Source organism: Paraburkholderia strydomiana, assembly GCF_031456815.1.
GTDB classification, from domain to species: domain Bacteria; phylum Pseudomonadota; class Gammaproteobacteria; order Burkholderiales; family Burkholderiaceae; genus Paraburkholderia; species Paraburkholderia caledonica.
On sequence record NZ_JAVDVL010000005.1, the window covers coordinates 250,905 to 277,200 of the forward strand.

At 63.0% G+C, this 26,296-nt stretch carries 22 protein-coding genes and 1 other RNA gene; 12 read left to right on the forward strand and 11 right to left on the reverse strand.

From position 1 onward, the window contains the following. Positions 1–214: 214 nt before the first annotated feature. The 6 genes from J2W46_RS16265 (at position 215) to moaE (ending at position 6,722) form a co-directional block, all read left to right on the forward strand. The gene (locus J2W46_RS16265) at positions 215–1,462 is read left to right on the forward strand and encodes a pyridoxal phosphate-dependent aminotransferase (RefSeq protein ID WP_310355239.1); all 1,248 of its coding nucleotides are present in this window, start codon (positions 215–217) and stop codon (positions 1,460–1,462) included. Between the two features lie 160 nt (positions 1,463–1,622). Then, positions 1,623–2,954: a homoserine dehydrogenase gene (locus J2W46_RS16270; RefSeq protein WP_128594943.1), complete on the forward strand. Its 1,332-nt coding sequence runs from the start codon at positions 1,623–1,625 to the stop codon at positions 2,952–2,954. Positions 2,955–2,962: 8 nt separating this feature from the next. Next, positions 2,963–4,414 carry a threonine synthase gene (gene thrC, locus J2W46_RS16275; RefSeq protein WP_288823871.1) on the forward strand — a complete coding sequence of 484 codons (1,452 nt, stop codon included), beginning with the start codon at positions 2,963–2,965 and terminating at the stop codon, positions 4,412–4,414. 227 nt (positions 4,415–4,641) lie between these two features. Next, entirely contained in the window at positions 4,642–5,946 is a 1,305-nt protein-coding gene (locus J2W46_RS16280; RefSeq protein WP_310355002.1) for a molybdopterin molybdotransferase MoeA, read from the forward strand. Between the two features lie 24 nt (positions 5,947–5,970). Next, a complete protein-coding gene (moaD, locus tag J2W46_RS16285) occupies positions 5,971–6,228 on the forward strand; it encodes a molybdopterin converting factor subunit 1 (protein ID WP_310355004.1) in 258 nt (85 codons plus the stop codon). 17 nt (positions 6,229–6,245) lie between these two features. Further along, complete coding sequence (moaE, locus tag J2W46_RS16290; RefSeq protein WP_310355006.1) at positions 6,246–6,722, forward strand: molybdopterin synthase catalytic subunit MoaE; 477 nt, start codon at positions 6,246–6,248, stop codon at positions 6,720–6,722. A gap of 60 nt (positions 6,723–6,782) precedes the next feature. Here moaE and J2W46_RS16295 read toward each other — a convergent pair whose 3' ends face one another. Continuing rightward, the gene (locus tag J2W46_RS16295; RefSeq protein WP_310355008.1) at positions 6,783–7,325 is read right to left on the reverse strand and encodes a group III truncated hemoglobin; all 543 of its coding nucleotides are present in this window, start codon (positions 7,323–7,325) and stop codon (positions 6,783–6,785) included. Positions 7,326–7,622: 297 nt separating this feature from the next. On the opposite strand from J2W46_RS16295, the gene J2W46_RS16300 reads away from it, so the two are divergent. Beyond that, positions 7,623–8,132: an Rrf2 family transcriptional regulator gene (locus tag J2W46_RS16300; RefSeq protein WP_020065835.1), complete on the forward strand. Its 510-nt coding sequence runs from the start codon at positions 7,623–7,625 to the stop codon at positions 8,130–8,132. Between the two features lie 131 nt (positions 8,133–8,263). Next, the gene (clpB, locus tag J2W46_RS16305; RefSeq protein ID WP_020065836.1) at positions 8,264–10,861 is read left to right on the forward strand and encodes an ATP-dependent chaperone ClpB; all 2,598 of its coding nucleotides are present in this window, start codon (positions 8,264–8,266) and stop codon (positions 10,859–10,861) included. A 220-nt stretch (positions 10,862–11,081) separates the two neighbouring features. On the opposite strand, the gene J2W46_RS16310 is transcribed toward clpB, so the two are convergent. Together J2W46_RS16310 and J2W46_RS16315 are read right to left on the reverse strand one after the other, a co-directional pair. Next, the gene (locus J2W46_RS16310; protein WP_374726840.1) at positions 11,082–11,600 is read right to left on the reverse strand and encodes a YidB family protein; all 519 of its coding nucleotides are present in this window, start codon (positions 11,598–11,600) and stop codon (positions 11,082–11,084) included. Positions 11,601–11,720: 120 nt separating this feature from the next. Further along, entirely contained in the window at positions 11,721–12,332 is a 612-nt protein-coding gene (locus J2W46_RS16315; RefSeq protein WP_087750982.1) for a ComEA family DNA-binding protein, read from the reverse strand. A gap of 344 nt (positions 12,333–12,676) precedes the next feature. On the opposite strand from J2W46_RS16315, the gene J2W46_RS16320 reads away from it, so the two are divergent. Continuing rightward, positions 12,677–13,183, forward strand: coding sequence for a MerR family transcriptional regulator (locus J2W46_RS16320; RefSeq protein ID WP_310355010.1), 507 nt, complete (start codon positions 12,677–12,679; stop codon positions 13,181–13,183). Further along, complete coding sequence (locus J2W46_RS16325; RefSeq protein ID WP_310355011.1) at positions 13,135–13,572, forward strand: carboxymuconolactone decarboxylase family protein; 438 nt, start codon at positions 13,135–13,137, stop codon at positions 13,570–13,572. Before J2W46_RS16320 ends, J2W46_RS16325 begins: the two co-directional genes overlap by 49 nt. A 135-nt stretch (positions 13,573–13,707) precedes the next feature. Here J2W46_RS16325 and J2W46_RS16330 read toward each other — a convergent pair whose 3' ends face one another. The 8 genes from J2W46_RS16330 to trxA form a co-directional block, all read right to left on the reverse strand. After that, positions 13,708–15,087: an MATE family efflux transporter gene (locus J2W46_RS16330; RefSeq protein ID WP_204520713.1), complete on the reverse strand. Its 1,380-nt coding sequence runs from the start codon at positions 15,085–15,087 to the stop codon at positions 13,708–13,710. A 2-nt stretch (positions 15,088–15,089) separates the two neighbouring features. After that, entirely contained in the window at positions 15,090–16,847 is a 1,758-nt protein-coding gene (locus J2W46_RS16335) for an ArnT family glycosyltransferase (protein ID WP_310355012.1), read from the reverse strand. Positions 16,848–17,188: 341 nt separating this feature from the next. Beyond that, a complete protein-coding gene (locus J2W46_RS16340; protein ID WP_020065843.1) occupies positions 17,189–17,455 on the reverse strand; it encodes a type B 50S ribosomal protein L31 in 267 nt (88 codons plus the stop codon). A 185-nt stretch (positions 17,456–17,640) separates the two neighbouring features. Beyond that, positions 17,641–18,477 (reverse strand): M90 family metallopeptidase, encoded by an 837-nt coding sequence (locus tag J2W46_RS16345; protein ID WP_310355013.1) that lies wholly within the window; start codon positions 18,475–18,477, stop codon positions 17,641–17,643. Between the two features lie 15 nt (positions 18,478–18,492). Next, positions 18,493–20,049 carry an MFS transporter gene (locus tag J2W46_RS16350; protein WP_310355014.1) on the reverse strand — a complete coding sequence of 519 codons (1,557 nt, stop codon included), beginning with the start codon at positions 20,047–20,049 and terminating at the stop codon, positions 18,493–18,495. Then, a complete protein-coding gene (locus J2W46_RS16355; RefSeq protein WP_310355015.1) occupies positions 20,046–20,654 on the reverse strand; it encodes a MerR family transcriptional regulator in 609 nt (202 codons plus the stop codon). Before J2W46_RS16355 ends, J2W46_RS16350 begins: the two co-directional genes overlap by 4 nt. 183 nt (positions 20,655–20,837) lie before the next feature. Beyond that, complete coding sequence (gene rho, locus J2W46_RS16360) at positions 20,838–22,106, reverse strand: transcription termination factor Rho (protein WP_006048863.1); 1,269 nt, start codon at positions 22,104–22,106, stop codon at positions 20,838–20,840. A gap of 236 nt (positions 22,107–22,342) precedes the next feature. Continuing rightward, positions 22,343–22,669: a thioredoxin TrxA gene (trxA, locus tag J2W46_RS16365; RefSeq protein WP_006048864.1), complete on the reverse strand. Its 327-nt coding sequence runs from the start codon at positions 22,667–22,669 to the stop codon at positions 22,343–22,345. A gap of 452 nt (positions 22,670–23,121) precedes the next feature. On the opposite strand from trxA, the gene ffs reads away from it, so the two are divergent. Both ffs and J2W46_RS16375 read left to right on the forward strand, forming a co-directional pair. Further along, positions 23,122–23,220, forward strand: an RNA gene (gene ffs, locus J2W46_RS16370) — signal recognition particle sRNA small type. 303 nt (positions 23,221–23,523) lie between these two features. Next, positions 23,524–26,265 (forward strand): DNA polymerase III subunit gamma/tau, encoded by a 2,742-nt coding sequence (locus tag J2W46_RS16375; protein ID WP_310355016.1) that lies wholly within the window; start codon positions 23,524–23,526, stop codon positions 26,263–26,265. Positions 26,266–26,296 lie beyond the last annotated feature (31 nt).

The window sequence follows — 26,296 nt, forward strand, 5'->3', positions numbered from 1 at the left end:
CGCTTTTGTTCCGCTTTAGCCTGCGCTTCGGCCTGCTCTAGCCCGCTTTAGCCGGTCTCGCTGGTGCATCGGCGCAATCCGCCGCAAAGAGCTCCGAGCAGACTCTGCACCAAACCTCGGGAAGTGGCCGCGCAGGGCGGCCCGACCCGCGCCGGCCGTGCCCGTTCGCCCGAAGCTGCAGGCCCAAGGCTCCAAGCCAATTAACCAGGATGAACTGCCCGCCGTGAAACCGATTCTCAAATCCAACAAGTTGTTGAATGTCTGCTACGACATTCGCGGGCCCGTCCTCGAACACGCCAAGCGGCTCGAAGAAGAAGGCCACCGCATCATCAAGCTGAACATCGGCAATCTGGCGCCGTTCGGTTTCGAGGCGCCCGACGAAATCATCCAGGACATGATCCTGAATCTGCCGGGCTCGTCCGGCTACTCCGACTCCAAAGGTGTGTTCGCCGCGCGCAAGGCGATCATGCATTACACGCAGCAAAAGGGCGTACACGGCGTCGAGCTGGATGACATCTACATCGGCAACGGCGCCTCCGAGCTCATCGTGATGGCGTTGCAGGGGCTCCTGAACGACGGCGACGAGGTGCTGCTGCCCGCGCCCGACTATCCGCTGTGGACGGCCGGCGTGAGCCTCGCGGGCGGCACGCCGGTGCACTACATCTGCGACGAAGGCAACCGCTGGATGCCCGACCTCGACGACATCCGCGCGAAAATCACGCCGAACACGCGCGCGCTCGTCGTCATCAACCCGAACAATCCGACCGGTGCGCTGTACTCCGACGAACTGCTGCTCGGCCTGATCGAGATAGCGCGGCAGCACGGCCTCGTGATCTTCGCCGACGAGGTGTACGACAAGATCGTCTACGACGGCAAGACGCATACGTCGATGGCGGCGCTCTCGGAAGACGTGCTGACGGTCACGTTCAACAGCCTGTCGAAGAGCTACCGCTCCTGCGGCTACCGCGCGGGCTGGATGTTCATTTCGGGCCTGACCGGCGAGAACCGCCGCAGCGCTAAAGACTATTTCGAAGGACTCGGCATTCTCGCGTCCATGCGCCTGTGCCCGAACGTGCCCGGCCAGTACGCGATCCAGACCGCACTCGGCGGCTATCAGAGCATCAACGACCTGATCGTGCCGAGCGGGCGCCTCTACAAACAGCGCGAGCTCGCGTACGACATGCTCACGTCGATCCCCGGCGTGAGCTGCGTGAAGCCGGAAGCGGCGCTGTACATGTTCCCGCGCCTCGACCCCAAGGTTTATCCGATCCAGAACGACCAGCAGTTCATCCTCGACCTGTTGCTGGAAGAGCGCGTGCTGCTGGTGCAGGGCACGGGTTTCAACTGGAAAACGCCGGATCATTTCCGCGTCGTGTTCCTGCCGAATGTCGACGACCTCGCGGATTCCATCAACCGGATCGCGCGTTTTCTGGACGGTTATCGCAGACGTCACACGGCCTAGCGCACAATAGGCGACTCGCGCTTCGGCGGCGCATTGCATCCGACACCCGTTTCCTCGTGAGAAAACGCCGGGCCGCCCGGGCTTTCTCACCCCCTCGGGGCCTGGCGCGAAGCGCCGGGGCTGGGGCCACTTTTTAAACATTTACTCGAAAACACGCTGCATGGAACCGATCAAAGTTGGACTGCTGGGCTTCGGCACGGTAGGCAGCGGCACCTTCACGGTACTGCGCCGCAATCAGGAAGAAATCAAACGCCGGGCTGGCCGCGGCATCGAGGTGGCGCGCATCGCAGTGCGCAATCCGGCGAAGGCGACCGCGGCGCTGGGCGCTGACGCGGCGAGCGTGGCGCTCACCGACGACTTCAACGCGGTGGTCGACGATCCTTCGATCGATATCGTCGCGGAAATGATCGGCGGCACCGGCGTGGCGCGCGACCTGGTTTTGCGCGCAATCAAGAATCGCAAGCACGTGGTCACGGCCAACAAGGCGCTGCTCGCGGTGCACGGCACGGAAATCTTCGAAGCGGCGCGCGCCAATGGCGTGATGGTCGCGTTCGAGGCGGCGGTGGCGGGCGGCATCCCGATCATCAAGGCGCTGCGCGAAGGGCTCACGGCCAATCGCATCCAGTACATCGCGGGCATCATCAACGGCACGACGAACTACATCCTTTCGGAAATGCGGGACCGCGGGCTCGACTTCGCGACCGCGCTGAAGGCCGCGCAGGAACTGGGTTACGCCGAAGCCGATCCGACCTTCGACATCGAAGGCGTGGACGCCGCACACAAGGCCACGATCATGAGCGCGATCGCGTTCGGCGTGCCGGTGCAGTTCGACCGCGCGTATGTGGAGGGCATCAGCAAGCTCGCCGCAATCGACATCAAATATGCCGAGGAACTCGGCTATCGCATCAAACTGCTCGGCATCGCGCGGCGCACCGACAAGGGCATCGAATTGCGCGTGCACCCCACGCTGATTCCGGAAAAGCGCCTGCTCGCCAATGTGGAAGGCGCGATGAACGCGGTCGTCGTGCACGGCGACGCAGTCGGCACCACGCTTTACTACGGCAAGGGCGCAGGTGCGGAGCCGACGGCGTCCGCCGTGGTCGCGGATCTGGTCGACGTGACGCGCCTGCATACGGCCGACCCGGAGCATCGCGTGCCGCATCTGGCTTTCCAGCCGGATCGCCTGTCGAGCACGCCGATTCTGCCGATCGACGAAGTGACGAGCGGCTACTACCTGCGTTTGCGGGTCGCGGACGTGACGGGCGTGCTGGCCGACATCACGCGCATTCTGGCCGACACCGGCATTTCGATCGACGCGCTGCTGCAAAAGGAATCGGAGCACGTCGATGCAAACGGCAAGGGCGAGACCGACATCATTTTGATCACGCACGAAACGGTTGAAAAAAATGTCAATGCGGCGATCAGGTCGATCGAAGCGTTGCAGACCGTTGTCTCGCAAGTTACGAAGCTGCGCATGGAAGCGCTGAACTAGGCCGAACTATGAACTACCTCTCCACGCGCGGCGCCGGAGCCGGCGAGCGCCACACTTTTTCCGACATTTTGCTCGGCGGTCTCGCAAAAGACGGCGGGCTGTATCTGCCGGCCGAATACCCGCGCGTCAGCGCCGACGAACTCGCGCGTTGGCGCACGCTGCCGTATGCGGACCTCGCCTTCGAAATATTGTCGAAGTTTAGCGACGACATTCCGGCTGAAGACCTGCGCGCGCTGACCCGGAAGACGTACACGGCGCAAACGTATTGCAACGTGCGTGACGACGAAGGCGCGGAACAGATCACGCCGCTGAAAACACTCGGCGTCGAGAACGGCGCGCCGCTGTCGCTGCTGGAACTGTCGAACGGTCCCACGCTTGCGTTCAAAGACATGGCGATGCAGTTGATCGGCAACCTGTTCGAATATGCGCTCGCGAAGCACGGCGAGACGCTGAACATTCTCGGCGCGACTTCGGGCGACACAGGCAGCGCCGCCGAATACGCGATGCGCGGCAAGCAGGGCATTCGCGTGTTCATGCTGTCGCCGCACAAGAAGATGAGCGCGTTCCAGACCGCGCAGATGTACAGCCTGCAAGACCCGAACATTTTCAACCTCGCGGTCGAAGGTGTGTTCGACGATTGCCAGGACATCGTCAAAGCCGTTTCGAACGACCACGCGTTCAAGGCGAAGTACAAGATCGGCACGGTCAATTCGATCAACTGGGCGCGCGTCGTTGCGCAAGTCGTTTATTACTTCAAGGGCTATTTCGCCGCGACCAAGAGCAACGACGAGCGCGTGTCGTTCACGGTGCCGTCGGGCAATTTCGGCAACGTGTGCGCGGGTCACATCGCGCGCATGATGGGTCTGCCGATCGAAAAACTCGTGGTGGCTACGAACGAAAACGACGTGCTCGACGAATTTTTCCGCACCGGCATCTACCGCGTGCGCAAGGCCGCGGAGACGTATCACACGAGCAGCCCGAGCATGGACATTTCGAAGGCCTCGAACTTCGAGCGTTTCGTGTTCGATCTGCTCGGCCGCGATCCGGCACGAGTGCTGCAATTGTTCCGCGACGTCGAGGAAAAGGGCGGTTTCGACCTCGCGGCGAGCGGCGACTTCGCTCGTGTGAAGGAGTTCGGCTTCGTATCGGGCCGCAGCAGCCACGACGACCGCGTTGAAGCGATTCGCGACGTCTTCCAGCGCTATGACACGATGATCGACACGCACACGGCAGACGGCCTGAAGGTGGCGCGCGAACATCTGCAACCCGGCGTGCCGATGATCGTGCTGGAGACGGCGCAGCCGATCAAGTTTGGCGAAACGATTCGCGAAGCGCTGTTGCGCGAGCCCGAGCGTCCGGCCGCGTTCACGGGGCTGGAGTCGCTGCCACAGCGTTTTGAAGTGCTGCCCGCCGACGCACAGCGCGTGAAGGACTTCATCGTGGCGAACACCGGCGCGTAATTGCGACTGGCGCGCGGGCCAGCGGCCCGCGTGACATGCCGCGCCGATAGTGCTGAAGCCAGGCCGCCGGTCGGGTCGCGTTGGACGCGGCGCGCTTACCGCATTCGCTGCGACAAGCGCCTCAGAACTCCGCCGCGCGCTGCGAAACCCTCCGATAAGAGCGGGCGTGACAAGGCTCGGCCTTCGGCCGCTACAATGTTCTTTTAACCTGCGGCTTCGAACCCCAGATGTCCACACCCACGCCCCGCGCTCCGATGCTCGCCACCGCCGACGCATTGGCGACCCTGCTCAGCGCTGCGAGCCCGGTCATCGGCAGCGAATTCATTCCGACGCTCGAAGCATCAGGCCGCGTGCTTGCGGCGGATGTCGTTTCGCCGCTCGACGTGCCGCCAATGAACACCAGTTCAATGGATGGCTACGCGATCCACGCCGCCGACGTGACGACGCACGGCAACCGCCGTCTGCCGGTGTCGCAACGCATCCCGGCCGGCCACGCGCCCGAGCCGCTGAAGCCCGGTACGGCAGCCCGCATTTTCACCGGCGCGACCGTGCCGCCGGGTGCCGACGCCGTCGTCATGCAGGAGCAAACGGAAGCCGACGGCGACGAGGTCACCATTTTGCACAGCCCCCGGCCCGGCGAATCGATCACCGCGCAAGGCGCCGACATTCAAAGCGGTTCGGTCATCCTGCCGGCCGGCACGCGGCTCACGCCGCAGGCGTTGGGGCTTGCCGCGTCGGTCGGTTGCGCCGAACTGGAAGTTCGTCGCCGGGTGCGGGTTGCCGTTTTCTTCACCGGAGACGAGTTGACCATGCCCGGCGAGCCGCTGAAGCCCGGCGCGATTTACAACTCGAATCGCTTTACGCTGCGTGGACTGCTCGAGAAGCTCGGCTGCGAGGTGAGCGACTTTGGCATCGTCGCCGACCGTCTCGATGCGACGCGCGACCTGCTGCGTAAAGCCGCGCACGCGCACGATCTCATCCTGACGTGCGGGGGCGTGTCCGTCGGCGAGGAAGATCACGTGAAGCCGGCCATCGAGGCGGAAGGACGCCTCGCGATGTGGCAGATCGCGATGAAACCCGGCAAGCCGCTCGCGTTCGGCGCCGTGCGCCGCGGCGCGGGGAGCGGCGAGCCTGGTGGTGAAACCAGCGGCAATCACGCTTCTGATGCGGGGCATGCCGCTGCGTCGGCCGAAACGTTTTTCATCGGTCTGCCCGGCAACCCTGTGTCGAGCTTCGTGACCTTTCTGTTGTTCGTGCGTCCGTTCATTTTGCGGCTTGCGGGCGTGCAGGCCGTCGCACCGCGCGCGCTGTCGCTGCGCGCGGACTTCACGCAGAACAAGGCCGATCGCCGCAACGAATTTCTGCGTGCGCGCATCAACAACGCTGGCGGGCTCGATCTGTTTCCGAACCAGAGCTCGGCCGTGCTGACGTCGACGGTATGGGGCGACGGGCTGATCGACAATCCGCCCAATCATGCGATCAGCGCCGGCGAAACCGTGCGTTTCATTCCTTTTTCCGAATTGCTGAATTGAGGCCGGCAACGCCGGCGGCATCCCATGAAGATTCAACTGCGATATTTTGCGAGCGTGCGTGAAGCGCTCGATCTGGCTGATGAAACCGTTGACGTGCCCGAAGGCGTCGCGACCGTCGGCGACGTGCGCGCCTGGCTGCGTGTGCGTGGCGGCATCTGGGCCGACACGCTCGCCGAAGGCCGCGCGCTGCGCATGGCCTGCAATCACGTCATGACGAACGCCGGCGCGCGAATCACCGAGGGTTGCGAGGTCGCGTTTTTTCCACCCGTCACTGGCGGTTGAACCGCAAGGAGCCCGCCATGCCCGTACGTGTCCAGACCGAAGATTTCGACCTCAGCGCCGAAGTTGCCGCGCTGCGCGCTCGCAATCCGAAGATAGGCGCCGTGGCGTGCTTTGTCGGCACCGTGCGCGATCTGAACGAGGGCAACGCCGTCGAGGCAATGGAGCTCGAGCACTATCCGGGCATGACTGAGAAGTCGCTCGAAGCGATTGTGGAAAGCGCACGCCGGCGCTGGCCGGGCATCGAGGTGCTGATCGTGCATCGCGTGGGCAAACTTTATCCGCTCGACCAGATCGTGCTGGTGGCGACCACGGCCGCGCATCGCGGGGATGCGTTTGCGTCGTGTGAGTTCGTGATGGACTATCTGAAAACTCAGGCGCCGTTCTGGAAGAAGGAGAAGACAGAAGCGGGCGAGCGCTGGGTCGACGCCCGCGTGACCGACGATACGGCGCTCGCGCGATGGGGCATCGAATCCGGGAACGGCTCTCTGGAGTAGGCGTTTGCTGCGCTCGTCGCATCAGCGGCGGGTTGCGCCGTCAATCACCGTCACTCGTCGTCACTCGTCGCGTGCCCGCCCGATAATGCGCGTGGGAAACGGCTCCCCAGCGGGCCGCTCGGGGAGCTGCGGCTCATCGCCGCGGGGAGAGCGCTTTGGCGCCACGCGTTCGAGCAACGCCTGTTGTTCCGCCGGAATCTTGTAGTCCCAACCGAAACGGCTCAATTGCAAACTCTGCGCGATGCGCAGCGCCGGTTCCATGAAGCGGACGGCGGCGGCCGGCTCATAACGCGACTCGACAGTATCGAGGAACAGGTACAGCCAGCGGCTGAAATGCTGCGGCTCGATCCCTTCAAGCGGCTGATGTGCCTGCTGCACATTGCCGCGGTACTGCTTTGCGCCCAGCACGAGACTCGCCCAGAACGTGCACATTTTCGGTAGATGATCGTCCCAGCGGCCGGCCAGTTTCGCATCGAAAACCGGCCCGAGCAGCGGATCTGCGCGTACGCGATCGTAGAAACCGTACACAAGCTCGCGGATATTGGCTTCGTCGGGCTCGGCGGCGCGCTCGACAAACGGCGCGGCGGGAAAAGAAGGCTTCATGCAAGTTCCGGAAGTGTGCGACGATTGGCTCGTCGCCTGCCCCAGCGCGCCGCGCACCGGCACGAACCGCCGGAAATAGGGCGCGTTCCGCCGAAGTGGACTGAAAAAAGCGCGCTTTTCCTGCGAATGAGCGCGGCGGGAAACGTTACCATGGGCGCGAACGCCCAACTTTTACTCAAGCAGCATAATAAATATCCGCCATGGGCATCTTATGGCGAAGCTGCGGCCTCCGGCAACCCTTGCATCGACGCGGTTATCCCACGGATCGCGGCTTGCGCTCATTGTGATACTGCACCTATGAGACTGACCGACTACACCGACTATTCGCTGCGCGTCCTGTTATACCTCGCGGTTCGGGGCGAGGGCTTATCGACCATTCAGGACATATCGCAGGCGTACGGCATCTCCAAGAATCACCTGATGAAAGTGGTGCAGCAGCTGAGCGAACTCGGCTGGGTGGAAACCGTGCGCGGCCGCAACGGCGGCTTACGGCTCGCCGGACGAACCCGTTCGCTGACGGTCGGCGAGGTCGTGCGCGCAACGGAAAGCGACTTCGCGCTGGTGGCCTGCCTGCCGGATCAGAACGGCGAACGCCGACCGTGCGTCATTACGCCCCAGTGCCGGCTGCGCGGCGCGCTCGAGGCGGCGCGTCATGCTTTTCTCGCAGAACTCGATCGCCATACGATCGACGAAGTGGCGGGTCCGCAAGGTCCGCTTGCGGCGCTGCTCGGCATACGCACCGTCATTCCGGTCGTACCGTTAACGCCTGTCACGACGGCGAGCGACAAGCCGGTGTCGATTTCCTGAGCGCGGCGGTGACACACAGCCGCGCATTTTCTTCGCGGGAGATGTTAAAAACTCCGTCGCGACGTTAAAAAAGCGCTTGAAACCTGAATAAAACGCCTCATTTTGGTGGTAATCGAAATTGGAGGTCTCGCATGAGAATCGACAAACTCACCACTAAATTCCAGGAAGCGCTGGCTGACGCGCAGAGTCTCGCGGTCGGCCATGACAATCAATACATCGAACCCGTTCATGTTCTCGCGGCGTTGGTCGCGCAGCAGGACGGCTCTGCGCGCTCGCTGCTTTCACGCGCCGGCGTGCATGTTCAGGCGTTGCAAACCGCGCTCGACGACGCCATCACGCGTCTGCCGCAGGTGCAAGGCACGGACGGCAACGTGCAGATCGGCCGCGAGCTCACGGGTCTGCTGAATCAGGCCGACAAGGAAGCGCAAAAGCTCAACGACACGTTCATCGCAAGTGAAATGTTCCTGCTTGCGATCGCGGACGACAAGGGCGAAGCCGGCCGCCTCGCGCGCCAGCACGGCTTGTCGCGCAAGTCGCTCGAAAGCGCGATTGCCGCGGTGCGTGGCGGTTCGCAAGTGCACAGCCAGGACGCCGAAAGCCAGCGCGAGGCGCTGAAGAAGTACACGGTCGACCTGACCGAGCGCGCGCGTGCCGGCAAGCTCGACCCGGTGATCGGCCGTGACGACGAAATCCGCCGTTCCATTCAGATTCTGCAACGCCGCACGAAGAACAATCCGGTGCTGATCGGCGAGCCGGGTGTGGGTAAGACGGCGATCGTCGAAGGGCTCGCGCAGCGGATCGTCAACGGCGAAGTGCCTGAAACGCTCAAGGGCAAGCGCGTGCTGTCGCTCGACATGGCTGCGTTGCTGGCGGGCGCGAAATATCGCGGCGAATTCGAAGAGCGCCTGAAGGCTGTGCTGAACGACATCGCGAAAGACGAAGGGCAAACCATCGTATTTATCGACGAAATTCACACGATGGTCGGCGCGGGCAAGGCCGAAGGCGCGATGGACGCGGGCAACATGCTGAAGCCGGCGCTCTCGCGCGGCGAACTGCATTGCGTCGGCGCAACCACGCTCGACGAATATCGCAAGTACATCGAAAAGGATGCTGCGCTCGAACGCCGCTTCCAGAAGGTGCTGGTCGACGAGCCGACGGTGGAAGCCACGATCGCAATTCTGCGCGGCTTGCAGGAGAAGTACGAGCTGCACCACGGCGTGGACATCACCGACCCGGCGATTGTCGCGGCGGCGGAACTGTCGCATCGCTACATCACCGATCGTTTCCTGCCGGACAAGGCAATCGACCTGATCGACGAAGCGGCGTCGAAGATCAAGATGGAAATCGACTCGAAGCCCGAAGAGATGGACCGGCTCGACCGTCGCTTGATCCAGCTGAAGATCGAACGCGAAGCCGTCAAGAAGGAGAAGGACGAAGCGTCGCAAAAGCGTCTGCAACTGATCGAGGAAGAAATCGAGCGGCTCGACCGCGAATATTCGGACCTCGAAGAAATCTGGACTGCGGAGAAGGCAGCGGTGCAGGGCAGCGCGCAACTGAAGGAAGAGATCGACAAGACGCGTGCGGAAATCACGCGCTTGCAGCGTGAAGGCAAGCTGGAAAAGGTCGCGGAATTGCAATACGGCAAACTGCCGGGCCTCGAGGCGCAGTTGAAGGAAGTCACGCAGGCTGAAGCGAAGGAGCAGAACAATCCGACGCGTCCGCGTCTGTTGCGCACGCAGGTCGGCGCGGAGGAAATCGCGGAAGTCGTGTCGCGCTCTACCGGCATTCCGGTTTCGCGAATGATGCAAGGCGAGCGTGAAAAGCTGCTGCAGATCGAAGACAAGCTACATGAGCGCGTAATCGGTCAGGACGAGGCGATCAGCGCGGTGGCCGATGCGATCCGCCGCTCGCGCGCGGGTCTGTCGGATCCGAACCGTCCGTACGGTTCGTTCCTGTTCCTCGGACCGACCGGCGTAGGTAAGACCGAGTTGTGCAAGGCGCTGGCGGCGTTCCTGTTCGATTCGGAAGATCACTTGATCCGCATCGACATGAGTGAATTCATGGAGAAGCACAGCGTCGCGCGTTTGATCGGCGCGCCGCCCGGATATGTGGGCTACGAAGAAGGCGGTTATCTGACGGAAGCCGTGCGCCGCAAGCCGTATAGCGTGATTCTGCTCGACGAAATCGAGAAAGCGCATCCGGACGTGTTCAACGTGCTGCTGCAAGTGCTCGACGACGGCCGCATGACCGATGGCCAGGGCCGTACCGTGGACTTCAAGAACACGGTGATCGTGATGACGTCGAACCTCGGTTCGCAGGTCATTCAGGCAATGGTCGGCGAACCGCAGGAAGCCGTGAAGGACGCGGTGTGGGAAGAGGTGAAGCTGCACTTCCGCCCCGAGTTCCTGAACCGTATCGACGACGTCGTGGTGTTCCATGCGCTCGATCGCTCGAACGTGCAGTCCATCGCGCGAATCCAGTTGCAGCGTCTGCACGAGCGGCTCGCCAAGCTCGACATGCAACTCGTGGTGTCGGACGAGGCGTTGGAGCATGTCGGCAAGGTCGGCTACGATCCGCTGTTCGGCGCGCGGCCGTTAAAGCGCGCAATCCAGCAGGAGATCGAGAACCCGGTCGCCAAGCTGATTCTGGCCGGCAAGTTCGGTCCGAAGGACGTCATTCCGGTCGAACTGGAAGACGGCAACCTGGTGTTCGAGCGAGTCGTGCACTAATCGATGTCGTGTGCTGACGCGTCGTATCAATGCGGCGCGTTGGCCCAAGCATTGATCACGCATTGATTTGATTTGATGCCCTACGCCGGGCGACGTGTCACGCACCAGCTTCGCAAATGACAAAGCGGCAACGAAGTCACCTTCGTTGCCGCTTTTTTTTGCCTGCTCAATGGGCAGGCAAGGCAGTGCTTGCGTCGATCAGCACGCTTATGCAGTCCCTTTACGCGTTGCCCTTGCCGAACAACGCGGACAGGCCGCCGAGCGCGCCAAGCACGGTGGTTGCGTTCAGCTTGCCTTCGGCCGGCACTTCGCCGTCTGGGGTTGCCGCGTTGACCACGTGGGGCAGAATCTGCGAGAGCAGGCCGGTGACCTGATCCGGTTGCACGCCGGCTTTTGCGGCAAGTCCGGTGACGGCTTCGGATCCGAGCACGCTGTGCAAAGCATCGGCTGCAATCGGCTGGTTCTCGCCGTTGCTGACCCACGACGATACGACGTCGCCGAGGCCCTTCTCCTGGAAGCGCTGGATCAGGCCGTTCAGGCCGCCCGGCTGGCTATTGACGAATTCGAGTGCGGCGGCGATCAGCGCTTGCTGGCCGCCGCCTTCGGGCGTTTTGCCAACCAGGGAACCGAGGGTGTCGAGTAGGCTCATGACGGTCTCTCTTGAATGCCGACACGTCGATGACGGGTCGGCGGGTGATGCGCCGCGCGGCTGCGCGGCGTCGGGGGAAGGCAGGCGCATTGCCGGCAGCGCGGCATGCTCGTCACACGCGGATCGCGCGAATTGCACCGAAACTTCGCTGCTGGCGCTCTGCCTTGCTGGCTTAGTCAGTCTCTGATCCGATTTTTGCGCGCAGGTTCTTTAAGCGCCGCCCGAAGCCGCCGCTGCTGACGCGGCCTTACTCTTCTTCGCTTTCTTCTTCGACGCCTTTGCGCCAGATGCGTCGGCAGGCGCGCTGGCTGCAGCAGCGGGGGCTGCGGGTGCAGTGGCGGTGGCCGGCGGCGCGGATGCCGCGGCCGCGTCCGAGGCTGCGGCCTTAGCCTTTTTCTTCGACGACTTCGAAGCTTTTGCGCCTGAAGCGTCGGCCGGGGCAGCCGGAGTTGCGGTCGTTGCAGTAGTGGCTGCGGTTGCCGCGGTGTTGGCCGCAGGCGCGGTCTTCGTCGCCGTGGACTTTGCCGCGGGTTTCGCGCCCGTTGGCGGCGTAGAGGAGCCGTTGATCGTCAGGCCCGCCGCTTCCAGATTCACCACCGATTTGCTGCCAATGCCTTTGACGCGCGTGGCCAGATCGTCGGCGTCCTTGAACGGCCCGTTCTTCGTGCGTTCTTCGATGATCGCTTTCGCATGCACGGGCCCAATGCCCTTGACCGATTCGAGTGCGGCCTGATCGGCGGAATTCACTTCGACAGCGGACGCGAATCCGGCCGACAGCGACAACATCAAGGCAACGCACAGCATCACGAGCTTTTTCAGCATGGCAAGCACTCCATTGAGGGCAAAAGTTAGCCGGGAACGGACGACGCAATGTGTCAGCAGGCGCTGCGCTTAAGCATAGGACAAACGCGCGCGCTTATTGGCGACCGCCGACGATTTATACCGGCCGATCAACGGCAAGTAAATCGTCGTGAACAATCTTTAAACCTTTTGCCTGGCAAAAAGGCGGTTGTGAGCCGGATTGCTTGCATCGAACCGCGATTGAACCGCGATTGAAGCGCGATCGAACCGCATTGCATCGCCGGCTGAGTTCCGAGGTTACGTGAGAATGACAGCGCGACGCACTTGACTTAGAGTGCACTCGAAGTCCTAACCTGAGTCCTGTCATGTCGAACACGTCGAACGCACTCACCATCGGGCAGGTCGCCGACACCATAGGCGTCTCCACGCATACGCTGCGCTATTACGAGCAGGCGGGGCTGATTCGCGCGGTTGGCCGCACGCAGGCGGGGCATCGCTTGTATTCGCCGGCCGACCTCGACTGGTTGCGGTTTTTGATGCGCCTCAAAGCCACCGGCATGCCGATCGCCGGCATGCAGGCCTTCGCGGCGCTGCGTGCCGAGGGTCAGCAGACGTTCGGTGCGCGCCGCGACCTTTTGGTAGCGCATCGCGATGCGGTTCTGGCGCGGATTGCCGACTTGCAGGCCAACCTTGGCGCAATCGTCGACAAGATCGCGTATTACGAAGGCGAAGCAGCCGGCAAGACGTCCGCAGCGGAGAGTCATGCACGACGGATCGACGACACGTCATCGTTCTCACACTCGGAAAAGGAAAAGGACTCACCATGGACTACGCGCAAAACGAGCGTTACACGCAAGGCTGGAACAAACTGAGGGAAATCGACGGTTCTGCCGGCGAGCAGGTGATCGCCGCGCTTGCGCCGATTGCGCCGGACTTCGGGCGACTGTTGATCGAGTTCGGTTTCGGCGATATCTACAGCCGTCCGCAACTCGATCTGCGCGCGCGGGAGATTGCCACCATCGCGTCGCTTGCGACGCTCGGCTGTGCGCAACCGCAGCTGAAGGTGCATATCGAGGCGGCGCTGAACGTCGGTTGTACGCGCGAGGAAATCGTCGAGGTGTTCATGCAGATGGCCTTGTATGCCGGGTTCCCGGCGGCATTGAACGCGCTGTTCGCCGCGCGCGAGGTTTTCGAGCGCCACGATCAGGGATTGCCTGAGGTGCGGCCGGAGCGGGCAGAGGACCTGACGCAGGTGGGGTGAGCATGCGGAACGGGCAGAGGAGCGGGCAGAGGAGCGACGCGTGCCGCTAAAGCGCGCGGTTTGCGCAGACAGGAATTGCGCGGGCTGATTGCGGGCGGCTGTGGGGAGCAAGTGGCGATGCCGCCAACGTCGCCCTCAATCAGCCGCTTCGGATCGCAGCACCGCGCCCGCGCGCACATGCCGTTTGCTGACCACGCGCCAGTAAAGCAGCAAGCCGATGCCCGCGATCGCAAGACTCGCCGTATTCGCGACCCAGAAGCCGCGCGCCCCCGTCAGCCAGGGCGGGATCGCGCCGGTCACATTGAAGCCCAGCAGATAACCGCCGCCGAGACCCACGCCCCACAGCGCGACCGCGTAAATTGCGGTCGGCACGACGGCGACCTTGTACGCGCGCAACACGAACGCGGTGGTGATCTGCAGCGCGTCGAACAGGTGATAGCAGACGACGATCAGCACGAGCGGCAGCGCCGCCGCCACGACTTGCGCGTTCGGCGTATAGCCTTTGATCACGTAGGGCCTCAGCACGAGCAGCACTGCGCCGTAACAGCAGGCGAGGGCGACCGCCATCATGATTCCGTGGCGCGACAACGTGCGTGCGGCCTCCGGGCGGTGCGCGCCGAGCGCCTGAGCCACCAGCGTCGACGAAGCAATGCCGATCGACAGCGGCGTCATATACAACACCGCGCCGATGTTGCCGGCAATCTGGTGCCCAGCGAGCGTCGTCGTGCCGAAGCGCGCAATGAAGAGCGCCATGAAGGTGTACGACGTGACTTCGATCAGATACGACAGTCCCATCGGAATGCCCAGTCGCAGCTGCGCGGCCTGGCGCCGCCAGACGGGCCAGCAGAAGCGCTTGAAGATCGCGAACGGCGTGAAGACGTCGACACGGGTGAGCAGCACCATGCCGACGAGCGCGAGCCCCCAGTTGATCAAGGTGCTGGCAAGCGCGCAACCGGGGCCGCCGAGTGCCGGCACGCCGAGGCCGCCGAAAATGAACCACGTATTGAGCGGCACCTTGAGCAACAGCGCGCCGATCTGCAGGATCATCACGAGTCGCGGCTTGCCCACTGCATTGCTGATCGAACCGTAGACGCGAAAGACGAGGCCGGCAGGCAAGCCAAATGCGAGTATCCGCAGATACGACACCGTGCGCTCGTGCAGCGCATCGGGCACACGCGCGAGATGCAGCAGATGGCCGGGAAAGAACAAAATCAGGAAGCCGATGACCGTGAGCGCCAGTGCGAGCCACAGCGATTGCCGGACTTCCTCGCCGATCTCCTGGTAGCGGCGTGCGCCGAACAGTTGCGCGGTGATCGGTTGCAGCGCGGTGAGAATACCGGTCAAGCCGATGTAGACGGAGATGTAAATCGACGAGCCGAGGCCCAGCGCCGCGAGATCGACAGCCGAGTAACGGCCGACCATGGCCGTGTCGATCACGCCGAAAGCGATGATAGCCAGTTGACCGATCAGCACCGGCCACGCGAGCCCGGCGATTTTCCGTACGTCGGCAAGCATGGTCAGCCAGGCTTCTTGCGCCAGTTGCGCCGTTTCACGACCGGCGGCTTCGGACGGTCGATACGCACATACAAGCGGAAGCGTTCGTCGCGGTCGGCCACGCGGCGGCCTTCCCAGACCAGCTTCCACATGAAGTCGGACATCGCGCTAGGCTCGCCGAAGTCTTGCGTGTCCTGGCGCAGAATGACGTCGCAATCCTGATTGAACGCGAAGTGCATGTCGCCGAAATACGCGAACGTCGCAATTTGCGCATTGCCGAGGCGCACGGGCGATATGCAGGTGTAGTCCTCAGGCAAGTGACTCGCGATCTGTTCGGCGACGTCCTTGTAAGTCCGGCTGTAGTTGACGACCGGCAACCACAAGGTCATCAGCAGCACCCACATGAGCGTGGTGCCGGCGCTCGAGAGCACGACGCTGCGCCACAGCACCTTCGGATGGCGCGCGAGTCGCCATTGCACGAGCACGAACCAGCAAATCGTCACCGCGACCGCGCAGACGAACGACAGTATTTTGAACTGCGGCGCGAAGCCCGGCGCGAGACGCGCGAGGTTGCGCGCGAGCGGATGCGGGAAGCCGGTCAGCCCGGCCACGTACACGAGCCAGACGAAGCTGCCGAGGATCGTGAAACTGAGCAATGCGAACCAGTCGATTGCGTTGATGGCGCCGCGTTTGAGCGTGGGCAGCGCGAAGGTGGCCAGCACTGCGAGCGCGGGCAGCAGCAACATATAAAGCCGGTTCGACTGATGGCTTTGCAACACGACGAGCACGAGCAGCGGTCCGATCACCGAAAGCGGAATCGCGACGTGCGGCGCGCGGCGCAGACCCGACCAGCTGAACCATGCCCAGAGCGCGAGGGGCCATGCGGGCCACGTGAAGAGCGGCAGGTTTTTCAGCGCGTAAGCCGCGACCGAGCCGGGCGGGCCGGCGAACGAACTCAGGCTGACGTGCACCCATTGGTTCAGATACCAGACGGCGTCGACGGGAAAAGCCCAGAGCGCGGCGATCGGCCACGCGACCGAGAGCGCCAGCGCGATCGGCAGACCTGCGAGCAGCAGCCAGCGCGAGCGCGTCTCGCGGACGATCAACGTCATGGCGAGCGTGCCCAGCAGAAGCGCGCCGACCAGCACGGGGCTGCTCGCGAGCGTGACGAAGCCGATCGCCAGGCCCCAGATCGCCGCGCCCTGAATCGGCTTGTCGATCATTCGCACGAGCCCGTAGACGAGCATTGCGATACACACGAACTGCACCAGCTGCGGCGTGGTTTCGTGGCCGCGCTCGGCGAGGCCGAAGCAGGCGAGCAGGATCAGCAGCGCGCCGTCGGCGAGCGTGCGACCGTAGTCGCGGGGTTCCGGCTCACCGCCAAACGCGTACTTGAACGGCTGGACTTCGGCGCGCCGGCCGAGCAGGTAGGCGGCGTACCAGACAAAAGCGCAGCCCGCGCAAAAGAGCAACCCGGTAACGACACGGGACGCATTGCTCGCGTCGACCCACGGCGCGAACACGCGGATGGCACTGGCGCCGAGCCAGTAGCCAAGCGGGCCGTCTTCGGTCAGGTACTTGCCGACCAGATTCGGCAGGAGCCAGTCATGCGCGCTGCCGTTCGCCATGGTCCACATCACGCCGAAGCCGGCTGCGTCCTCGTTCTTCCACGGATCGCGGCCGAACAGGCCGAACGACGCGTAGACGATACAGATGGTCAACAGCAGCCAGCGCGGAAGCGCACTGGTCGCGGAAGCAGTGAGGCGAACGACAGGTCTCATGCGGTTTGGGATATTTAATAAGCGAAAGCCGCCACTGGACGGCCGGTCCGGCTGGCATGGCCTTATTGGAGCATCCGGCATTGTAGTCGGGAGCCAGTGTGCGCGTCACGGCCGGTAATGGGCTGCAACAGCGGGGCTGCAACGGCGTCGAGCGTGCCGTTACAGCGAGCCGGCTGTCCACGTGTACGGCGGCTCGAACGTTGGCCACGTCGGCACCGGTTTTCCAGTTGCGCGCAGGCGACAAAAAAGGGCAGCTCGCGCTGCCCTTCTTTTGCTGCTTCGCTGCCGGACGAAAGTGGCCGAAGCGGCCTGATTTGCCCAGCCAGCCAAAGCGGCGGGTATTACTTCGCTGCTGCCTTGCCGGTAGCGCGCGAACCGAACTTCTTGTTGAACTTCTCGACGCGGCCTGCCGTGTCCATGATCTTTTGCTGACCGGTGTAGAACGGATGCGATTCCGACGACACTTCGATCTTGGCGAGCGGGTAGGTCTGGCCGTTGAATTCGGCGGTTTCACGCGTCTGGATGGTCGAGCGCGTCACAAACTTGAAGTCGTTCGACATGTCGATGAACAGGACTTCGCGGTAATTCGGGTGAATGCCTTCTTTCATGATCTTTCCTTTAATCTGGCGGTAGCCAACCCGCGTGCGACCGCTTATGCGCGGACTGCATCTAGGCGCGAGCCACTTGCCTGTGGTCGAAAAACGGCGATTATGCCAGAAAATCAGTCGCTTGACGAATTCCGTCAGGTGTTTTCCCGCGTTTTGCCCGTAGATCAACTATCGCGGCGGCGCGCCTATTGCGGCGACGCGAACGTCAGGCCCACTCGCGCCGGGTCCTGTCGATAATATCGGGCGAGAAGCCGATACAACTCCGGATACTCCGCTTCGAAAGCTTGAGGCTTGACGAACAGCGCCTCGCTGCACACCGCGAAAAATTCCGACGGATGATCCGCGGCGTAGGGATCGATGAGCGATTCCCGCTCGAAGCGCGTCCAGCGGCGTTGCGGCACGGCGTCGACGCGGGCGCAGAACTGATCGTAGGCGGTGTCGAACACGTCCGACCAGGCTAGCGAGTCGAGAGGCGCGTGCCAGCGGCGCACGAGCGGCGGATGGCCGTCCGCTTCGCCGTTCAGCATGTCGATCTTGTGCGCGAACTCGTGAATCACCACGTTATATGCGTCCGTGCCGTCCGTCATCTGCGCATCTTCCCACGACAGGACGACGGGGCCGCCTTCCCACGCTTCGCCGCTCGCGTCGTGCTCGACCTCGTGAACGACGCCGTCTTCGTCCTCGACCGTCTTGCGGATCACGAATTCGCCCGGATACACGATCACGCCGACCCATCCGCGATAAAGATCGAGGCTCAGATTCAGCACAGGCAGGCACGCCTGCGCCGCAATGGCGACGGTCATTGCGTCGGTCAACTCGAGCTCATGCGCGGTCGAGAACTCCTTTTGTGCGATGAAAAGGCTGCTCATCTCGCGCAGGCGCACGCGATCCGGGGCATCCAGATGCGCGAGGAACGGCAAACCGTCGAGCGTGGTCTGCCACAGGGCATCGCCGATTGCGTAGTCGCGCAGCGCGCGCTCGCGCCGGCGGGCGCCGAGCCATTGAGTGAGTTTCGAAAGCATGGGCCGATGAAACCGTTAGTCGATCTGTTTTTGCCACGCGGCAAAAATACCGCCGCAAATCGCGATGCCGATCAGAAAGTAAAAGCCGTCGAGCGAGGTCAGAAAGCTGGCCTGCCGCACTACCGACCGGCTGATCTCCACGAGCGCAAGCGAATGCGCGTCCGACGGCGAACCGCCCGCGGCGGACAACGTGCGCGTGAGCGCGGCAAGCGAGTCCTGAAACAATGGATTGTACGGATTCACGAACTCCGCGAGTCGCGCCTGATGTATCGCCTGCCGATGCTGCTCGACGATGATCACCGACGCGGTAGCGAAGGAGATCGTGAGTTGCCGCACGATGTTCTTCAACCGGTAACCGTGCGTGAATTCCTCTATCGCGAATATCCTGAAGGTCAGATTCGCGACCGGCAGCACGATGAACAGCAACAGCAGGCCGCGCAACAGGAGCGGTCCCAACAGCGCCGCTTCGCCGACGGACGGCGACATGCGGGTCATCCACGCGGCCGTGAGCGCCGCGATGCCGAAGCCCGGCACGATGATCCACTTCTTGCGCGTCAGAAGTTTTGCGAAGCGCAGGTAGATGAAGAGCGCGCTCGCGGAAATCAGCGACGTAACGCCGACGAGTTGCCCGGCGTTCTCGACCGGGTAGCCGAGACCGCTCTCGAGCAAACGGGAAATGAGATAGCTAAAGGCAGTCGACAGATAGTAGTAGAACATGTACAGCACGAGACCGACCTGGAACACCGTCTCGCGCAACGCGTGCAGGCGCATGAGCGGCGCAGGGTGATGCCATTGGTGATACGCGAACCAGCCGAGCGCGACGATGCCGGCGAGTGTGAGCAGGATCAGGCCGGGCGACGCGCTGAACAACTGGAAGCGCACCTGCTGCATGACGATTTGCAGTGCGCCTTGCGCAAAGGCAAACACGATGTACGGCCAGAAGTGTGCTGAACCGCGCTCCTCGGGCAGACGGTTGCCCGCGTCGGGCAGTGCTAGCACGGCGAGAACCATGAACAGCATGCCGACGGGCGCGGTACAGGCGAAGAGTGCACGCCAGCCAAAGTACGAAACCAGCTGGCCGCCGATCAACGACGCGAGCGCGCTGCTCAGGACGATCAGGATCAGGAACGCCCGGGTTGCAGCGGGGCGTTGTTGGGGCGTGAAACTCATCTGGATCAGAATGCGGCAGGTACCCATCATCGGGCCGATGAAGTAGCCCTGAAAGCCGCGTGCGAACGCAAGTTCAACCGACGATTCGCACAGCGCGGCCGCTACGGCACCCACCGCGTAGAAGAGCATGCAACCGGCGACATAGCGGCGGTATCCGAAGCGCTCGACCCACCATTCCTGCTGAAGGATGCCCAGCACTGCAGCCACCGCGTAAGCGCTCGAAGCCCACACGAGTTCGTCCGGCGACGCGTTCACGCCGCCGGCGATGTGGCTCGCGAAAAACGAAAAAATCGAGTTGTCGAAATAGTCGAGGCCCGTGACGACCGCCAGCACCCAGGGGAATACATCGCCACGCAGTTTCTCCGCACCGGGCCAGCGGCTGCGAGGCCACGCTGTGCTCATGACCGCTTGCGCGCTGTCGAGGCGCGCGGTTTGTTCCCGGGCTTCGCAGCGGATCTTGTGCCGGCTTCCTTGCGTTGGACGGTCTTAAGCGCTTGAGGGTCTTCACGGCCTTTGGCAGTCTTCGAAGCTTTCGCGCCTTTCGCCAGCGCGTTGCGGCGCTGTTCGAGCAGGGCGTCCGCATTCTCGCCCGCTAGACGGCGCTTCAGATAATCGAGGTCCGGACTCAATTCGTCGCGCAGCTTCTGCGCTTCCTTGAGCTCACGGCGCATGGCTTGAATGCGTGCGTCGAGTGCGTCCACCTGTCCAGCGATCGCGTCGTGGATCTGCTGCAGCGATTCGGTTGAAAAACGATGTCCGCCCCCGACCGGTTCGAGCGGCCGTTTGAGCATCTCAGTAATGCCGTGCAGCGAGAAACCCAACGAACGCAAACGCAGAATGCGCCCGAACCGCTGTAAGTCGTTGTCGTCGTAAAGACGGTAGCGGCCTTCGCTGCGAGCGGGCGATACAAGCCCGCGCTCTTCGTAGTATTTCAACGTGCGAGGCGTGACGCCGAGGCGCTCGGCCGCGTCACGGACGGTAAGCAGGGCGGGTGAGTCGTTCGACATGAGCATGGCCTGACAGAAAAGCGTCGTCAGATTTTACTCCAACGTGTACGTTCACGTACAGGTTGGAATGTGGGACTGAATTGCTGGAGTCGAAGCCGCGCTATTGCAGATCTGCTGGGCGAAAAAAAAACCGCTCGTCGATGACGAGCGGTTTTCTCATACAGTGTACGTGCGCGGCTTTTATTAGCTGCCGCCGCCACGGCGCATCATGTCGAAGAACTCGGAGTTGCTCTTCGTCTGGCGAATTTTGTCGAGCAGGAATTCCATGGACTCGACTTCGTCCATGTCGTGAATGAACTTGCGCAACACCCAGATTTTTTGCAGCACTTCAGGCTTGATCAGCAATTCTTCGCGACGCGTGCCGGACTTGTTCAGATTGATCGACGGGTACACGCGCTTTTCTGCAAGACGGCGCTCAAGGTGCACTTCCATGTTGCCGGTGCCCTTGAATTCTTCGTAAATCACATCGTCCATGCGGCTGCCGGTTTCGATCAGCGCCGTGCCGATGATGGTGAGCGAGCCGCCTTCTTCGATATTGCGCGCCGCGCCGAAGAAGCGCTTCGGGCGTTGCAATGCGTTGGCATCGACACCGCCCGTCAGCACCTTGCCCGAAGCCGGCACGACCGTGTTGTATGCACGCGCAAGACGCGTGATCGAGTCGAGCAGAATGACCACGTCGTTTTTCATTTCGACGAGGCGCTTGGCTTTTTCGATCACCATTTCGGCGACCTGCACGTGACGCGCGGCAGGTTCGTCGAACGTGGAGGCGATCACTTCGCCGGCCACCGAACGCTGCATTTCCGTCACTTCTTCCGGACGCTCGTCGATCAGCAGCACGAACAGTACGACATCGGGATGGTTCTGCTTGATGGCGTGCGCGATGTGCTGAAGCATCACGGTCTTGCCGGACTTGGGCGACGCAACCAGCAAGCCGCGCTGGCCTTTGCCGATCGGCGCGATCATGTCGATGATGCGGCCGGTGACGTTCTCTTCACCGCGCATTTCACGTTCGAGCAGCAGCACCTTGTTCGGGTGCAGCGGCGTCAGGTTTTCGAACATGATCTTGTGCTTCGAGGCTTCCGGCGGCTGGCCGTTGACCTTGTCGACCTTCACCAGCGCGAAATAGCGCTCGCCGTCTTTCGGCGTACGCACTTCACCTTCGATCGTGTCGCCCGTATGCAGGTTGAAGCGGCGAATTTGCGACGGGCTGATGTAAATGTCATCCGTGCTGGCGAGATAGGACGTTTCCGGCGACCGCAGGAAGCCGAAGCCGTCCGGCAGCACTTCAAGCGTGCCGTCGCCGAAGATCGTGTCGCCCGTTTTGGCTCGTTTTTTTAGAATGGCGAACATCAATTCCTGCTTGCGCAGGCGGTTCGCACTTTCGATCTCGAGGCCATTGGCCATCTCGATCAATTCGGACACGTGCAGAGTCTTAAGCTCGGATAAATGCATACGGAGAACCCGCAGGAGAAGGTGCGACGAAATGGAATCTGGGAGGAGAAGTGAGCGGAACCGCTCAAGGACTTACACGTCTTTTCGACGTTTTGCGGATTCTAGCATAGCACACGCCAGTTTCCGCCAGTGGGGCGCTACGGCATCTTTCTTGTAGGAAACGTTGCCGCCCCACAACAGGACAGACGAGGCGCGCGCGGGTCCGGTAGACCTCGCGGCGCGCCTGCGCGACCGTTTTACAGGTTGCCGTCGAGGAACGCGGTGAGTTGCGACTTCGACAATGCGCCGACCTTCTGTGCGGCGACAGCGCCGTTCTTGAAGAGGATCAGCGTGGGGATGCCGCGCACGCCGAACTTGACCGGCGTCGACTGATGTTCGTCGACGTTGATCTTCGCGATTTGCAGGCGATCGGCGTAATCCTTGGCGACTTCGTCGAGGATCGGCGCGATCATCTTGCACGGACCGCACCATTCAGCCCAGAAGTCGAGCAGCACGGGTTTATCGGATTTCACGACGTCCTGTTCGAACGATGCGTCGCTAATATGCTTGATTTGTTCGCTCATTGTATGAATACCTCTATCGGTTCGAGGCCCGCCTGAATTGCTCGCCACGATACGTCAAAACCTAGGGAAACTTCCGTTCGCTTAGCCGCACTACGAACCTCACCACCTGCGCGCGAAAAGTCGGAGACGAGTCTGCGTGGGCGGAAGGCTCGCGCATGCGGGTCATCCGTACGGCAGTTTAGCTTAATTCGCTATGCGTTGCCGGGGGCGATAGTACTCATCAGGGGCAGTGGGGCCGACGACTGCCGATGAAGTGCCACCGTTGTTTCATCAACTACGACGTAGCCTATGTGGAGGTCCGGCGATCAAACTCAAGTACGCGGCACAAACGCGGCACACGCCGTGTGGCGAGACGGCAGCGGCGGCGATTTGGTGCGCGCTTTGCGCTTCGATCGTCGCTTTGATCGTATTAACAGTCGCGCGAAGAGCCAGGCAGTGATAGAATGTTTCGTGACGGGCCTCCTCGCATGGAGGGATGGTCAACCTGGTCAGGTCGGGAACGAAGCAGCCACAGCCGTTTTCCACCAGTGCCGAGGGTCAGGCTCGTCACCTTCCTCTTTCTGTTCGTTCTGTTTTTCTCCCCTTGCGCTCGCTGTGATCGCGTCTGTTTCAGATGCCGGTTGCCTATTTGCTGTTGTTTGCACTGCACGGCTGCCCATTCGCTCCGCGCCTTCAGCCATAAGGCTGTGTATGTCGCCCGGACGATGCGCAACGGCGCTCCGCGATGCCGCCAATATATTTTTCTATCGCTCCATTAGCCGCTTTCAATCGCGCAGTTCAACCTCGCGGCCGCGCGCGTTGGCGCCGGGTCGCGAATCGGTTTTGCACGGCATTGTTACTGATACAATTTCCCGATGACCTATCAAGTTCTCGCACGCAAATGGCGGCCGAAAGATTTCGCGTCGCTCGTCGGACAGGAGCACGTGGTGCGCGCGCTCACGCACGCGCTCGACGGCGGCCGTCTGCATCACGCGTATCTTTTTACCGGCACGCGTGGCGTCGGCAAGACGACGCTGTCGCGCATCTTCGCCAAAGCGCTGAACTGCGAAGCGGGCGTGACTTCCACGCCGTGCGGAGTCTGCCGGGCCTGCCGTGAAATCGACGAAGGGCGCTTTGTCGATTATGTCGAGATGGACGCGGCAAGTAATCGCGGCGTCGACGAAATGGCGGCCTTGCTGGAGCGCGCGGTTTACGCGCCGGTCGATGCACGTTTCAAGGTCTACATGATCGACGAAGTGCACATGCTCACGAACCACGCCTTCAACGCAATGTTGAAGACGCTGGAAGAGCCGCCGCCGCACGTCAAGTTCATTCTCGCCACGACCGATCCGCAGAAAATTCCGGTCACGGTGCTGTCGCGCTGTCTGCAATTCAATCTGAAGCAGATGCCCGCCGGCCACATCGTCTCGCACCTCGAACACATTCTGGGCGAAGAAAATGTGCCGTACGAGGCCCAGGCGTTGCGCCTGCTCGCGCGCGCTGCTGACGGTTCGATGCGCGACGCGCTCTCGCTGACCGACCAGGCTATCGCGTATTCGGCTAATCAGGTGAATGAAGAGGCTGTGCGAGGCATGCTCGGCGCGCTCGATCAAAGCTACCTGATCCGGCTGCTCGATGCGCTCGCCGAAGGCGACGGCGCGGCTGTGCTGTCGGTTGCCGACGAAATGGCGCTGCGCAGTCTGTCGTTCTCGACCGCGTTACAGGATCTCGCGAGCCTGTTGCATCGCATCGCGTGGGCGCAGTTCGCACCGTCCTCGGTACTGGACGAGTGGCCGGAGGCGGGCGACCTGCGCCGCTTTGCCGAGACGCTCAGCGCCGAACAGGTGCAGCTGTTCTATCAGATTGCGACGATCGGCCGGAGCGAACTCGGTCTCGCGCCCGACGAATACGCCGGTTTCACAATGACCCTGCTGCGCATGCTTGCCTTCGAACCTGCTCCAACGGGCGGCGGCGGAGCTGCTGGACCTGGCCGGCAGGCTGGTCAGACAGGCGCGAGCGGAGGGAAGCGGGCGGGGACGCCCGCGGTAGCGGCGGCGGGTTCGTCGGCGGGAGATGCTGCGCCGCCCGTACGGCTGGCGGCGGGCCCGCGCGGCGCGGTTTCCCCGGCTGAGCCGGTTCGTGAGCCGGGACGCGTTGCCGGTGCTGCCGAAGATGCGCCCGCAAGCGCCGGTCAGAGGCAGGACATTGCGGCAAGCACACAAGCTGTATCGGCCTCCAGCGACGTCGCTCAACACACGGCTCAAGAGTCAGCCCCGATCCCGAACGAAGCGAATACTACCCCGACGCCTGCGCGCGTCGATGTGCCTGCGCCGGTCGCGGGAACGTCCGCCGCTTCGGAAAGTACGACAGCGCGTGCGTTGGCTCCGTGGGACGATGAGCCCGCTTCGTCTGCCGCGAACCTGGCGACGGACCCGGGTGCTGTCGACACAGCGTCCGGATCCGCTTCAGTGGCCCCCGAACCTGCACCGACGCCCGCAGCAGCGAATACGCCTGCTGCGCTCGCATCGGAATCCACGTCGGCGGAAACAGCGTCTTCGGAGAGCACACCGCCCGCCACGCTCAGCGCACCGGCTGCCGCCGCCTTCGCGCGCGCGAGCGAAGCCGCGACCGCGGCGGATTCGAATGAAGCGGCCCAACCCGCGCCTGCGACGCTGCCCGACGCACCGCCGCGCCGTGCGGGCGGCGCGAGCGCCGCACTCGACGTTCTGCGCAGCGCTGGCCTGAAGGTGTCGTCCGACCGTGGTCGCGCGAACGCCGCCTCGACCCCGAAGGCTGCGGCGTCGGCCAACGCGAGTCCGGCCGCGCCGAAGCCGGCCGCGCCGCGCGTGGTGGTTACCGTGCCAACGCCCGGCGCGCCGCGTGGCGCGGCACAGCCAGAGTCCGCATCGGGCGCGCGCGCGTCAGCAGCTGCGGCGCCGGCACAACCGGCGGCGCGCAAAGAGTCGCAGCCGAACGGCTCGGCGGTGCCTCCGTGGGACGACATGCCGCCTGACGACTATGTGCCGCTGTCGGCATCGGATGACGGCTACTATGGGCCGCCCGACGACAACTACATGCCCGTGTTCGACAGCGGCCCCGACGACGTCCGCGTGAGCGCGCCGGCGTCCGCGCCGACGCCGGTCGTCGATAAGCGTCCGCTGCCTCCCGCTGTGCCGCTCGATCCGCTCGGGTTCAAAGGCGACTGGCCTGCGCTCGCCGTCCACCTCCCGCTCAAGGGCATCTCGTATCAGCTCGCGTTCAACAGCGAACTGATGGCGCTCGAAGGCAATACCCTGAAACTGAACGTGCCCGTGCCGCAGTACGCGGAGGCTTCGCAGGTTGCGAAACTGAAAAGCGCGCTCGCCGAAAAGCTGGGCCAGCATGTCGACGTGCAGGTCGAGGTCGGCCCGGCGCGCCGCACGGCAGCCGCTCACGACGCCGCCATGCGGGCCCAACGTCAGCAGGAAGCGGAGCGCGAAATCGGCGCCGATCCGTTCGTGCAGTCGCTGATCCGCGAGTTCGGCGCGAGCATCGTGCCGGGCTCGATCCGCCCGATTAGTTCGAGTACTTCGATTAGTCCGGACGCCGGCCCGAACGGCGCGTCCTCGGTTCACTGATTCGCTGCGCGATCACGCCGGAAACACACTG